At 71.9% G+C, this 12,675-nt stretch carries 14 protein-coding genes; 3 read left to right on the top strand and 11 right to left on the bottom strand.

The annotated features are described in order from the left end of the window. The 10 genes from IEZ03_RS01625 to IEZ03_RS01580 all read right to left on the bottom strand — a co-directional run bounded on the left by IEZ03_RS01625 (position 1) and on the right by IEZ03_RS01580 (position 8,212). Positions 1-882: a branched-chain amino acid ABC transporter permease gene (locus IEZ03_RS01625; RefSeq protein ID WP_184882776.1), complete on the bottom strand. Its 882-nt coding sequence runs from the start codon at positions 880-882 to the stop codon at positions 1-3. Between the two features lie 79 nt (positions 883-961). Continuing rightward, positions 962-2,218, bottom strand: coding sequence for an ABC transporter substrate-binding protein (locus IEZ03_RS01620; RefSeq protein ID WP_184882778.1), 1,257 nt, complete (start codon positions 2,216-2,218; stop codon positions 962-964). Between the two features lie 233 nt (positions 2,219-2,451). Further along, positions 2,452-2,829 (bottom strand): nuclear transport factor 2 family protein, encoded by a 378-nt coding sequence (locus tag IEZ03_RS01615; protein WP_184882780.1) that lies wholly within the window; start codon positions 2,827-2,829, stop codon positions 2,452-2,454. Between the two features lie 69 nt (positions 2,830-2,898). Beyond that, the gene (gene phtC / locus IEZ03_RS01610) at positions 2,899-3,645 is read right to left on the bottom strand and encodes a 3,4-dihydroxyphthalate decarboxylase (RefSeq protein WP_184882782.1); all 747 of its coding nucleotides are present in this window, start codon (positions 3,643-3,645) and stop codon (positions 2,899-2,901) included. Then, complete coding sequence (locus tag IEZ03_RS01605; RefSeq protein WP_184882784.1) at positions 3,642-4,889, bottom strand: NAD(P)/FAD-dependent oxidoreductase; 1,248 nt, start codon at positions 4,887-4,889, stop codon at positions 3,642-3,644. The genes phtC and IEZ03_RS01605 overlap by 4 nt, the downstream gene beginning before the upstream one ends. Continuing rightward, positions 4,886-5,083, bottom strand: a complete 198-nt coding sequence (locus tag IEZ03_RS01600; RefSeq protein ID WP_184882786.1) for a ferredoxin — start codon at positions 5,081-5,083, stop codon at positions 4,886-4,888. The genes IEZ03_RS01605 and IEZ03_RS01600 overlap by 4 nt, the downstream gene beginning before the upstream one ends. A 42-nt stretch (positions 5,084-5,125) precedes the next feature. Continuing rightward, positions 5,126-5,911, bottom strand: a complete 786-nt coding sequence (locus tag IEZ03_RS01595) for an SDR family oxidoreductase (RefSeq protein ID WP_184882789.1) — start codon at positions 5,909-5,911, stop codon at positions 5,126-5,128. After that, positions 5,908-6,249, bottom strand: coding sequence for a hypothetical protein (locus IEZ03_RS01590; protein WP_184882791.1), 342 nt, complete (start codon positions 6,247-6,249; stop codon positions 5,908-5,910). Before IEZ03_RS01590 ends, IEZ03_RS01595 begins: the two co-directional genes overlap by 4 nt. After that, a complete protein-coding gene (locus tag IEZ03_RS01585) occupies positions 6,246-6,833 on the bottom strand; it encodes a 3-phenylpropionate/cinnamic acid dioxygenase subunit beta (protein WP_184882793.1) in 588 nt (195 codons plus the stop codon). Before IEZ03_RS01585 ends, IEZ03_RS01590 begins: the two co-directional genes overlap by 4 nt. Then, the gene (locus IEZ03_RS01580) at positions 6,830-8,212 is read right to left on the bottom strand and encodes an aromatic ring-hydroxylating dioxygenase subunit alpha (RefSeq protein WP_229807919.1); all 1,383 of its coding nucleotides are present in this window, start codon (positions 8,210-8,212) and stop codon (positions 6,830-6,832) included. The genes IEZ03_RS01585 and IEZ03_RS01580 overlap by 4 nt, the downstream gene beginning before the upstream one ends. A gap of 119 nt (positions 8,213-8,331) precedes the next feature. On the opposite strand from IEZ03_RS01580, the gene IEZ03_RS01575 reads away from it, so the two are divergent. The 3 genes from IEZ03_RS01575 (at position 8,332) to IEZ03_RS01565 (ending at position 11,992) form a co-directional block, all read left to right on the top strand. Beyond that, positions 8,332-8,979 carry a carboxymuconolactone decarboxylase family protein gene (locus tag IEZ03_RS01575; protein ID WP_132053256.1) on the top strand — a complete coding sequence of 216 codons (648 nt, stop codon included), beginning with the start codon at positions 8,332-8,334 and terminating at the stop codon, positions 8,977-8,979. A 79-nt stretch (positions 8,980-9,058) separates the two neighbouring features. Further along, positions 9,059-10,249, top strand: a complete 1,191-nt coding sequence (locus tag IEZ03_RS01570) for an acyl-CoA dehydrogenase family protein (protein ID WP_184882795.1) — start codon at positions 9,059-9,061, stop codon at positions 10,247-10,249. An 87-nt stretch (positions 10,250-10,336) separates the two neighbouring features. Further along, positions 10,337-11,992 (top strand): long-chain-fatty-acid--CoA ligase, encoded by a 1,656-nt coding sequence (locus IEZ03_RS01565; protein ID WP_184882797.1) that lies wholly within the window; start codon positions 10,337-10,339, stop codon positions 11,990-11,992. Between the two features lie 86 nt (positions 11,993-12,078). On the opposite strand, the gene IEZ03_RS37440 is transcribed toward IEZ03_RS01565, so the two are convergent. Beyond that, positions 12,079-12,675 (bottom strand): HRDC domain-containing protein (locus IEZ03_RS37440; RefSeq protein WP_229807918.1); only part of this gene is annotated, 597 nt, incomplete at its 5' end.

Raw genomic sequence — 12,675 nt, 5'->3', positions numbered from 1 at the left:
TCAGACCCTTTCGATGCTGCGACTGCCGAACAGGCCGTAGGGCCGGACCAGGAGGACCAGGAGCATGAGGACGTAGGGCAGCACCTCGTGCAGGCGGCCGCCGCCGATGTCGCTGAGGTAGTTGGAGCCCAGCACCTGGGTGAGTCCCACGACCAGGCCGCCGACCACCGCTCCCATCAGCGAGTCCATGCCCCCGATGACGATCGCCGGGATCGCGATGAGCGCGAGGTCGCCGATGCTGGGGGAGACCACCCGGGGGAACGAGGCGAGGAAGATCGACGCGGTCACCGCGAGGAAGGCCGCCAGCGCCCAGGAGAGCGCGAACATCCGCCCCACGTCGATGCCCTGGGCCAGGGCCGCCTCCTGGCTGCTCGCGGTCGCGCGCAGCGCCAGCCCGTGGCGCGTCCGCTGGAAGAACCAGGCGACCGCGGCCAGGACGACGACCGACACGGCCACGGTGGCCAGGGCGCTGTTGGGCAGCACGACCGAGCCGACCTTGGTGGTGCCGGCGCCGACCGGTCCCACCGAGTCGTGGCTGCCGACGCCCCACACCATGAGGACGGCGTTGTGCAGCATGGTCGAGATGCCGAGGGTGGCGAGCACCACGACGGTCACCGAGCGGCCGATGAGGCCGCGGATCAGCAGGCGCTCGACCACCAGCGCGAGGCCGACGGTGATCGCCACGGCGCCGATGAAGGCCAGCACGTAGGGCATCCGGGGCAGCAGGACCAGCACGACGTAGGCGCCGATGGCGACGAACTGGCCGTGCGCGAAGTTGAAGGTGTGGGAGCCCTTGAACATGATCACGAACCCGAGCGCGATCAGCCCGTAGACCAGGCCCAGGGCGATGCCCTGGAAGCCGAGCTGGAGGAAGAGGGTCATCTGGAAGTCCTGGTTCGCGGTGGTGGATTGGAGCCGGGGCGTGTCCGGGCCCCGCCGGGCCCGCACACGCCCCGGGTCGTCACTTGCGCCTGGCGGCGTCCCAGGACTTCGCGGCCTCGGACTCGAAGAACTCGGCGACCGGCTCCTGGACGCCGTCCGCCCCGATCTTGTTGATGCGGGACTGGAAGCTCACGATCGAGTTGCCGTCACCGAGGTCGATGGGGGGAAGGATGTCGTCGAAGGAGACCTTCAGGCCGGTCATCGCCTTCATGACGCCCTCGCGGGTGAGGTCCTTGGCCTCGCACGCCTTGCGCAGCGCCTCCACGACGACGGTGCCGTTGATCCAGCCGCCGACCTCGAAGTTGTCCGGCTTCGCGTCGGGGGCGTAGGCCTTGCGGGCCTTGGTCAGCGCCTGGATGCCGGCGTTGTCGTCGTTGAGCGTGCCGTAGCCGCCGGAGACGTAGTACTTGTCCAGCAGGCCCTTCAGCGGCTTCCCGAGGCTGGAGGCCCAGGCGCCCGAGCTCGACACGAAGGTCGGCTTGTAGCCGAACTGGGCCGACTGGCCGATGATGCCGGCGATCTGGGCGGGGGTGACGCCCAGCATGACGATCTCGGCTCCGGCGTCCTTGAGGCTGTTGACCTGCGCCGTGAAGTCGGTGTCGGCGTTGGTGTAGGTCGGCTGGGCGACGACCTCCAGGCCCTCCGTGGCCTTCGCCGCGTGGTTCAGGGCGTCGAGGTAGACCTTGCCGGTCTCGTCGGCCGACGTCACGAACCCGACCTTGACCTTCTTGCTCGCCGAGGCGCCGGCCTCCTTGGCGGCCCAGGTCAGGCCGTTGATCAGCTCGACCTCGAAGGGCGGCATGGCGACGTAGACGTTGGGGAGGTCGAGGGTCTGGGTGTTGATGGACGCCGAGAGCGTCGGCATCTTGTCCCGCTCGATGTTGGCCCGGACGGCGTTCAGGCCGGCGGTGCCGACGAACTGGGCGACCATCAGGTTCTTCGGCGCCGCGGCGCGGTACTGCTGGGTGGTGATCTGCGGGTCGTACTTGGTGTCGCGCTTGTCGACCACGACCTTGCGGCCGCAGATGCCGCCCTGCTCGCGGTTGACCTGGTCGATCTTGGCTTCGACGCCCAGCGAGCCGGCGATGCCGCCCTGGGCGATGGGACCGGAGAAGTCACTGATCACGGTCACGCTGATCTCGTCGTCGGTGACCCCGGGGCCCATGGCGACGCCGTCGGCACCGGTGCCGGAATCGCCGGAGCCCGCGCTGTTGCCGCACGCCGCCAGGGTCATCAGTGAGGCGACCGCGACCGCGGTCAGGGGCTTCTTGAGCATGGGGTTCGCGTCTTTCTTGCTCGGGATGCCGCGTCTCGGTGACACGGCTCACAAAGATTAGACCAGACTAAACAGAAAGAGAAGAGACGGACTCTGCAAGTTGGAGAAGTCCTTGTGGGCGACGGGGTGTGCGGCGTCGGCCCAGGACAGAGCTCCCGCCACGCGGAGCGGGCCGTGCGGCGGGGGCGGGGAGGTGTCGGGAGGGCGCGGGGCGCCGGGGCGCGGGCCGCGCGTCAGGCTCGCCAGGTGAAGGTGATCTGCCGCGCGGCGAAACGCCATCCCGCGTCGGTGCGGACCAGCCGGTCGCTGTACTCGCCCATGGCGGCCGGCTGTCCGTCCGGGCCCCGGAGCACGAAATAAGCTCGGCCGGCCGCGCTCGCGTCGTCGGCCAGGTCTACGAGGACGTTGCTGTTCTCGTGCCGCGGCGACTCCGCGGTACGGCCGGCGATGACCTTGGCGAGCCCCTCGGCGCCCGCGAAGGAGGGCCCGCCGGTGATCTCCATGCTGCCGTCGGCGGTGAAGCAGTCGCGCAGGGACTCCAGGTCCCGGGAGTCGATGGAGAGGCTGTAGCGCGCGTAGAGCTGGGTGATGTCGGTGACGTGGTCGGGCATTGGGGCTCCTTGTCGAGCTGTGCGGTCGGGGCAGGGCGGGGGGAGCCGGTCGGATCAGGCGGGGTCGGATCAGGCGGGGGGAGCCTCGGGCAGCCGGGAGAGTTCGTGGCGCCAGGCGACGTCCAGGTTGAGGCTCCCTCCGAGGTCGGGGAGCTCGGCCCGGTCGGCCTCGTCGATGGGGCGGGGACGCCCTCCGGCGGAGGCGACGAGCAGGCAGAGGTGCGCGATCTCGTCGATGGAGGCGGCGCGGAGCACCGCCTCGGGGACCGAGTCGCCGGTGACCGCCACACCGTGCCCGCGGAGCAGGGCCGCCGCGTGGTCACCGAGATGGTCGGCCACCTCGTCCCCCAGCGCGTCGCTGCGCACCAGCACCGAGCGCGGATAGACGGGGACGCCGCTCGCCAGCAGGGCGGAGCCCGGAATGTCATAGGCCCCCACGAGCGGCTCCAGGGTCAGGCCGGCCAGGTCGGCGGCGACCGTGCGCCGGGGGTGCGCGTGCACGACGCACCGCACGTCGGGGCGCCGGCGCAGGATCCGGGTGTGCAGGGGAAGCTCGTGCGGAACGGTCCAACCGTCCAGCTCGCCGGGCAGGCCGGGTTCGCCGTCGAGGGTCACCACCCGCACGTCCTGCGGAGTGGTGTGGGCCAGGCCCGACTCGCGGGGGCCGCGGCACCGCACCAGGATCCGCTGGTCGTCGAGGCGGAGGCTGATGTGGCCGAGGAACCCCGGGGAGAGTTCGCGGGCCGCCAGGACCCGGCACCCCTCCGCGAGCAGGCTCCGCAGCTCATGGAGGTCGTCGTGGACGTTCACCGTCATCGGGCAGCCTCCCGGGGAGCCACTGTGTCGACTACCGCGGTCACCGCGGCGCCGTTCGCGATGGCCCGGCGGGCGGCCAGGGCGCCGCGCGGCCATCCCAGTGAGACCGCGCCGGTCACGCGTCCGCCGTCGTCCCACAGGGCGAGGAGCCGGTCCCCGTCCTCCACCAGCCGGGGCTCGACGCCGGGGTCCACGGCGCCGAGCACCTGGACGGTGCGGCCGTGCTGGTCGCTCCACACCATGGGGACCGCGCTGGGGGACTGCGGACGCTCGGGGTCGAGCAGGGTCGCCGCGATGCACCTGGCCTGCTCCTGGGCGGAGTTCCAGTGCTCGATCCGCCGGCCCGGCGCTCCGTCCGCCGCCGCCCAGCGGGCGACGTCGCCGGCGGCGAAGACCTGCCCTTCCCCGACACGGCCTTCGCCGACGCGGCCTTCCCCGACACGGCCTTCCCCGACATCGTCGGCCCCCAGGGCGCGGCCATGCGGGTCGCAGGCGATGCCGTCCTCCAGGTGCAGGCCCGACCCGGCCAGCCAGTCCACGTCGACCTCGGCGCCGATGCCCACGACCACGTGATCGGCGCGGAGCACCTCCCCGTCGTCGAGCCGGACGCTGATCCCGTCGGCGAGCTGGTCCAGGGCCTCGACGACCCTGCCCAGCCGAAGGTTCACACCTGCCCGCTCATGCCATGTGAGGATCCGGTCGCCGACGCTCTGGCCGACGACCCGGGCGGGAGGGCTGGTCAGCGGATCCACCAACGTGACCCGGCATCCCTGGTCGATCGCGGTGCTCGCGACCTCCGCCCCGATGAAGCCGGCACCCACCACCACGAGGTCACCGCCTTGGGCCAGGTCGGCGTGCAATGCCCGCGCATCGGCCAGCGTCCGCAGCACATGGACGCCTGGACCGATCCAAGGCGACCGCCTCGCACGGACCCCGGTGGCGATCACCAGCGCGCCGTACCCGATCCGGCTTCCGTCGGACAGGGCGAGGCGGCGGGCCGCGGTGTCCAGGCCGGTCGCCTCGACGCCGAGCAGCAGCTCCAGCCCGAGCCGCTCCGCCTCCGGACGGGTGAGCAGCCGGACGGGCTCCTCCAGCCGCCCCTTGGACAGCGGCGGCTTGTCGTAGGGCTCCTCGGTCTCCCGGTCGACCAGGCGGACGCGTCCGGTGAAGCCGCTCGAACGCAGGGTCCGGGCCAGGGCGACCCCCGCCACCGAGGCGCCGACGATCACCACGTCGCCGGTCATGCTCCCTCGAGCCGGAGAGCCGCGGCGGGGCAGGCGCGGGCCGCGCGGTCGACCCGCTCGCGGTCGGCCTCGGGGACCTCGGTGGACAGCAGCACGACGAGGCCGTCGTCATCGATGTCGAAGTAGTCGTCGGCCGCGATGACGCAGCTGGCATACCCCTGGCAGGCCGCGGCGTCCGCCTTCAGGATGGGCACTCGGGACTCCTGGTTCTCGTGTCGTTGTCGGTGGGCGCGGCGTCAGCCCTTGATGCCGACGCCGCCGTCGCTGTGGAGGACGGTGCCCGTCATCCCGCGGGACATCGGGGACGCCAGGAACAGGTAGCTCCAGGCGTGGTCCTCACCGGACAGGGCGATCCCCAGCGGCACCCGGGACGCGATGTCCGCGGCGCGGTCGGGGCCGTCGAGGCGCTGCTGGTCGAGCCCCAGCGCCCGCGCGCCGGCCAGCCGGGTGCCGACGGTGCCTCCGGGGGCGACGCTGTTGACGCGGACCTCGGGGGCGAGGTCGTGGGCCAGCGCGATGCGCAGCCCGCGGATCGCGAACTTGGTCGAGACGTAGAGCGCGCCGCCCCGGCCCGGCTGGTAGGCGGACGTCGACTCCGTCAGCACGATGTTCCCGCCGCTGCGCCGCAGCTCCGGCAGCGCGGCGCGGACGCCGTGCATGGCCGCGCGCACGTTGACCGAGAACATCTCGTCGAAGGCGTCGTCGAAGGCGTCCTCGTCGACGGCGTCGAGGGAGCGGTAGAAGTCGAAGATGCCGACGCAGTGGACCAGCGTGTCCAGCCCGGCGTGCAGTTCTCTGCACCGGTCCACGGCTTCCCGGTTGACCGAGGACTCGCAGGCGTCGCCTTGGACGACGTCGATGCCGGGCACCGACTTGCGCAGATCCTCGCACTTGGCCTCGTCGCGCTCCACGGCCACCACGGCCGCGCCCTCGGCGACGAACCGTTCCACCACCGCACGGCCGATGCCCGAACCGGCGCCGACGACCAGTGCCCGCCGGCCGTCCAGCACGGGGGCGCTCATGAGGCCGACTCCCTCGCGTCATGCTCGCTGTCGTCGCCCTGGTCGGGGAACAGGGAGGAGAACGGGTGGCCGACCATCGCGGAGAACGTCGCCGGTGCCTGCCAAGTCAGGGCTTCGAGTTCCAGCGGGTCCAGGGTGACCCACTGGCCGGACTTGGTCGCCTCGATCAGCAGGCGCACGCCGTTGCGGGTCTGCACGAGGCTCACCCGCACCTCGGAGAACTCGTTGCCGAGGGTCAGGGGCTCGCCGACCCGCCCGGCCCGCAGGGCCGCCAGCTCCTCCGCGGCCGCCCTGGCGCGGTCCCGGTCCTCGCGCTCGCCCTCCCAGTGCGCGCTCACAGGAAGACCGCCAGGTTCTGGGTGCGGAGCACCGACTCGTCGACCGCGATGTGGCGGCGGGCGAGCCGCCAGGCGCCGCCGACGTCCCGGAGCACGTCGCTGCGCCCCGCCGAGATCAGCGACGGCTCGTTGACGTCGCCGCGGCTGCGGAAGAGCAGGACCGCCGACTCCACGAGGATCTCCCCGGGCACGTCGGTCGCGAAGGTGCGCACGTTGGACAGGTGGTGGCGCAGCCGCGAGGGCGGGTCCTCGGTCCAGGCGTGCTCGGTGCGCAGCCGGGCGACCCGGCGCTGCAGGGAGTAGAGGTCCTCGTCGAAGTGCGCCATCCGCCGGGCGGTGTCGTAGCCGGTGCCCAGCGACGTCGTGACCCGGATCGGCATGTAGTAGTGGACGTCCCCGGTCATCCGGGCGAGCCACTCCTCGAGCTCCTGCCGGTCCAGCAGGTAGGTCTCGTCGACCAGCCACTGGTGGGCGGCCAGGTGCACCGGATCGGCGAACGGGAGCGGATCGCCCACCGGGGCGGCCTTGGTCGCGTGCGCGCCGAGCGGGCTGTCGGCGGAGGAGACGGGGATGTGCGCGGTCATCGGGCGGCGTCCTCTCCCGGGGTGCCGACGGTGACGGCCGCGGTCCGCGCGGGCCCGGCCTCGATGAGGTCGGCCCAGCGGTTCATGAGGTGGCGCTGGTTGTACTCGCCGTACCCGATCCGGGACTCGCCGGGGCCCGCCCACTCGTCGCCGCCCAGGGCCGGGGCGATGGTCGAGCCGTCGGGCAGCATGCCCATGCGGCCGTTGAGGAGGAGCCGCCGCGCCATGGTGCCCGCGGCGGTGGCGGTCAGCGAGACCCAGTTCTCCACGTCGTCCTGCTCGAACATCCCGCTGCTGCCGAAGCACATCAGGTAGGCCTTGTAGGACAGCGCCTTGAACTCCTCCGGAGCCTCCTTGTCGACCAGGAACCAGGACAGCACCTCGGTCTCGTTCTCGCTGATCGGCTGCCACTGCCGCAGTGACACGAAGGGGAGGACGTCGTCGGAGTCGGCCACCTTGGGCCAGTTGTGGACGAGGCTGAGGTTCGGGAAGACCGACGCCGCGGAGACCATGAAGCCGTCGCGGCCGATCAGGTCGAGCTGCTCGGCCGACCACGCCCCCTTCATCCGCTCGACCATCTCGTCGGGGTAGCCGACGTAGCGCAGGCGCTCCTCGAGCGTCCCCGGCGGCAGCTTGTAGGTGGTGCCCCCGCCGCTGGTGGCCCAGTAGGTCGCGCCGTCCTTGCGCTTCTCGGCCTTCGGCTCGCGGAAGAGCCCGATCTCCACGACGCTCGCGTGGGTCTGCGGGGTGTGGTACATGTCCCCGGCGAAGTTCTCCGCGCCGATCTTCCAGTTCGCCTTGACCCGCCACCGCTGGGGTCCGAGCACCTCGACCCCGCTCGGGCTCTGCCGGGTGTAGTAGTCGAGGTAGAACGCGAAGTCGCCGAGGAACTCGCGCAGCGGGGGCGCCTCGGGGTCCAGCGACACGAAGATCATGCCGTTGACGGTGTCCATCGCCGGGGCGGGCAGGAGCCGCTGCCCGCGCTTGCTGAAGCCGGTCTCGCCGCCGTACGCCTCCCGGTGGAAGGGCAGGCCCACGATGCGGCCGTCGTTGCGGTAGGACCACCCGTGGTACGGGCAGCGGAAGTGGGAGGCGTTGCCCTGCTCGGCGCGGCACACCTGCATGCCGCGGTGCAGGCACATGTTGAACATGGCGTGCACCGCGCCGTCGCCGGCGCGGCTGACGATGAAGGAGTTCTCCATGACGCGGCGCACCACGTAGTCACCGACCTGGGGGATCTCCGACTCGTGCGCCAGGAAGACCCAGGAGCGGGAGAAGATCGCGTCGCGCTCCGCGGCGAAGATCTCGGAGTCGTTGTAGATGTGCGCGGGCAGCATCCCGTTGCGCACGTGGTCGACGACGTCGGACGGGTCGAACACGGGGACCTCTTTCTGTGGGCCAGAAATGTATTCTGGGACCGAGGGTCTTCCCGTGTCAAGGAGCACGTTTCTGATATCAAGAGAACTCGCCCGTGTTTTCTAGCCGCCAGGAGATAGAGATGCCGCGTTTGCGCCAGGTCCGCCGCGCCGAAGTCCAGGACGAGGTCATCCTCGCCATGTACCAGCGCCTGTTCCCCGACCGCGACCCGGTCGAGGAGCCGGGCACGTCCACGGGCACCCCCGGTGACTGGTGGACGGTGTTCGCACTGGTCCCCGACGTCTTCCGGCACGCCGTGAGCGGGTTCTCCCTCTACCGGAACCCGGACCGGAAGCTGGACCCCGTCCTGCGCGAGCTGGGCCAGACCCGGGCCGGCTGGACCCGGGGCAGCCAGTTCGTCTACTCCCAGCACTGCAAGGCCCTGCGGTCGCTCGGCCTCGCCGAGGAGAAGATCGAGGCCGTCCGGTCCTGGGAGGTCTCGACGCTGTTCTCGCCGCTGGAGCGCGCCGTGCTGGCCTACACCGACGCGCTGGTGATGGCGGGCGGGCGCGTGGACGAGGCCGTCTTCGAGGCCCTGCGCGCGGAGCTGTCCGACGAGGAGGTCCTCGAACTGACCTACATCACCTGCCTCTACGACATGCACGCCACGATGACCAGGGCGCTGCGGCTGGAGTTCGACGACCGCGACGACCCGATCACCGAGGTCGCGGCGCCCGGCGACTTCCAGGGCCTCGACCTGGGCGCCGCGATCAGCCACCCGGAAGCATGACCGGCCCCGCGGCGTCCCGTCCCGCGGGGAGCGGCGAGCCCGCCGCCCCGCACCCGCCGCACCCGAAGGAGGACCGCTGATGGGCTCGCACGTCCCCGAACACCTGCACCGGCTCAGGGCGCGCGTCCACGACTTCGTCGTCGAGCGGGTCGAGCCGGCGGAGCCCGTGCTGCACCGGGGCGGCGCGGAGGCCGAGGCGCTCCTCGCCCGCCTGCAGCGGGAGGCCAAGGACGAGGGCCTCTGGGCGCTCGGGCACCCGGCCGAGCTGGGCGGCGGGGGACTGCCCTTCCTGGACTACGTCTTCATCAACGAGGTCCAGGGACGCAGCGAGTTCGGGCAGCTCGCGCTGGGCACCTGGACGCTGCAGGACTCGCTCATGCTGCACGGGCACGCCGCCCCGCAGTGGCGCGAGCGGTACCTGCGGCCGCTGGTGGCCGGCGAGATCTCGCCCAGCTTCGCCATGACCGAGCCCGGCGTCGCGGGCTCGGACCCCACCGGCATCCGGACCACGGCGGTGCTCCGGGACGGCGAATGGCTGATCAACGGGCGCAAGTGGTTCACCACCGGGGCGAAGCAGGCGGCGTACACGACCGTGATGTGCCGCACCGAGACCGACGCGCCCGCGCACTCCGCGTTCAGCATGATCCTGGTGCCCACCGACACCCCCGGCTATGTGATCGAGCGCGACACCCCGGTGCTGGGCATCGAGCACGGCCACTACGAGGTCGTCTACGACAACGTCCGCGTCCCCGAGGCCAACCTGCTGGGGGAGCGCGGCAACGGCTTCCGGATCGCCCAGGAGCGCCTCGGGCCGGGCCGCATCTTCCACGCGATGCGCTGGCTGGGCCAGGCGCAGCGGGCGTTCGACCTGATGTGCCGCCGGCTGCGGGAGCGGGAGGCGTTCGGCGGCCCGCTGGCGGACAAGCAGCTGATGCAGCAGTTCGTCTTCGACTCCTACACCGAGATCTCCGCGGCCAGGATGATGACGCTGGCCGCCGCGGAGCAGATCGACCGCGGCGACGAGGCCCGGGTGGAGATCGGCGCGATCAAGGTGGTGGGCGCGCGGATGCTGCACAACGTCGTCGACCGGGCGCTGCAGGTGCACGGCGCGGCGGGCCTCACCGATGATCTGCCGCTGAGCTTCATGTACCGGGCGGCCCGCTTCGCCCGGCTGTACGACGGACCGGACGAGGTGCACGTGCAGAGCGTGGGCCGGCGGGTGCTCTCGCAGTACCGCGACGGAGGCAACTGGGAGTTCGGACTGCGCTGAGCACCCCGGGGCCGCCGTGGGGCGCCCGAGGGAAGTGGAGTCCCGCTCGAGTCCCCGACGCGAGTCGGGCAGAAGGAAGGTGACACCTTGTCTGAATTCGTGACCGGTCATCCGTCGACGCACGGGGACGGCTACCAGCTGAACACCACGAACCTGTTCCGCCAGGCGGTGGTGACCCATCCGGAGCAGGAGATCGTCTTCCGGGACGCGGCCGGCGCGTGGCGCAGCACGTCGTACGAGGCGACGTGGCGCCGGGTGGCGCGGACGGCGAACATGCTGGACGGCATCGGCGTACGCGCGGGTGACGTGGTGGGGGTGCTGGACTGGAACCACCTGCGGCACTTCGAGCTGTACTGGGCGATCCCCGGGATCGGCGCCGTGATGCTGCAGATGAACCTGCGGCTGGCCGCCGACGATCTCGCGTACGTCGTGGAGCACGCGGGCGCCACGGTGGTGTGCGTCGACGAGTCGCTGCTGGGCGTGGCCGAGGATCTGGCGGCACGGTGCCCGCAGGTGCGGCACTGGATCGTGATGAGCGACCGGCCGCCGGCGGAGATCGAGACCTCGCTGCCGGACCCCCTGGACCACGAGGCGCTGCTGGCCCGGCAGGACGAGGAGTTCGGCTGGCCGGTGATCGACGAGACCTCGGCCTACAGCGCGTGCTACACCACCGGCACCACGGGCCGCCCCAAGGGGGTGTTCTACTCCCACCGGGGGATCGTGCTGCACACGATGATGTGGGCCGCCGACCAGGCGGTCGGCGACCACGACAACGTGCTGCTGACGACGCCGATGTTCCACGCCCAGTGCTGGGGCCTGCCGCAGGTGGCCGTCTACGCGCGGGCCCGGGTGGTCCTGCCGGGGCGCTACTCCGTCGAGGAGATCGGGGTGCTGGCCCAGGCGATGGTGGACTACGCGGTCACGGTCACCAACGGGGCACCGGCGATCTTCGCGCCGATGCTGGAGTACCTGCGCTCGCTGCCCGAGCCGCCGGACCTGTCCCGGGCGCGGATGATCTCGGGGTCCACCGAGCCGCCGCTCAGCCTGATCAGGGGCTTCCACGACCTGACCGGGGCCTCGATCATCCACGGGTACGGCGCCACCGAGACCACGCCGCTGGTCACGTCCAACCGGCCCAAGCCCTCCCTGGAGGAGCGGCTGAGCGAGGAGCAGCGCTGGGATCTCAAGCGCTCCCAGGGGCTGCCCGTGGCGGGGGTGGACGTCCGGCTGCTGGGGTCGGGCGGCGAGTTCCTGCCCCACGACGGGAAGTCGGCGGGGGAGATCTGCATCCGGGGCCCGTGGATCACCGAGAGCTACTGGAAGTCCGACGACGAGGGCAAGTTCCACCGGGGCTACTGGCGCAGCGGCGACATCGGGGTGATCACCTCCGACGGCTACCTGAAGATCACCGACCGGCTCAAGGACGTGATCAAGTCCGGCGGGGAGTGGATCTCCTCGATCGACCTGGAGAACGCCCTGATGGGCCACCCGACGGTCCGGCAGGCCGCGGTGGTGGGTGCGCCGCACCCCCGGTGGCAGGAGCGCCCGGTGGCCCTGGTCGTGCCCGAACCCGGCCACGAGGTCGACGTCGACCAGCTCAGGACGCACCTGTCCGCCACGTTCGCCAAGTGGCAGCTGCCCGACGAGGTCCTCGTCGTCGGCGAACTGCCCACGACCAGTGTCGGCAAGCTCGACAAGAAGGTGCTGCGCGAGGAGTACGCCGACTTCTACAGCGGGCGCTGAACGCGGCCGCCGCCCGCCGTACGGTCCCGGCCCTGGACGGCGTAGTCCTCGGAATACCCAGTCCTCGGAATACGTCGTCCAGGCGCTCAGAGATCTCCTTTGCACTCCAGGCGGAGGAAGGCCTTGGCGATCGGCTGGGCGGTGAGCTCGATCTGCCAGCGCCGGGCGCCGAGGTCGTGCAGCGCGGCGGCCACCGCCGAGACCGACGGCTCCGCCGGCGGCGTCCAGGCCAGCCGGCGGACGGTGTCGGGCTGGACGAGGTTCTCCGACGGCATCGAATGCTCGTCGGCGAGCGCGGCGACGACGGCGCGGGCGGCGGTGAGGCGCTTGGCGGCCTCGGGGTCGCGGTCGGCCCAGCGGTGCGCGGGCGGCGGGCCGTCGCCGGGGACGTTGGCCTCCGGCAGCCGGCGCTCGGACAGGTCGCGGGCGCGGGCGACGGCGCGCAGCCACGCCGACTGGTGGCGGCGGGCGCCGCGGCCCCGCATCGTCGGCAGCGCCTGCAGCTCGCCGGGCGTCTTCGGTGCCTTCTGCGCCAGCTCTATGATCGCGGCGTCCTGCAGCACCCGGCCGGGGGACAGGTCCCGTTCGCGGGCTATCCGGTCGCGGGCCTCCCACACCTCGCGGACGGTGGCGAGCGCCCGCCGGTTGCGGATGCGGTGGATGCCGGACGTGCGGCGCCACGG

Origin of the sequence: Actinomadura livida, from assembly GCF_014648675.1 — a bacterium.
GTDB lineage: Bacteria > Actinomycetota > Actinomycetes > Streptosporangiales > Streptosporangiaceae > Spirillospora > Spirillospora livida.
This window is presented reverse-complemented; position numbering and strand designations above follow the sequence as displayed.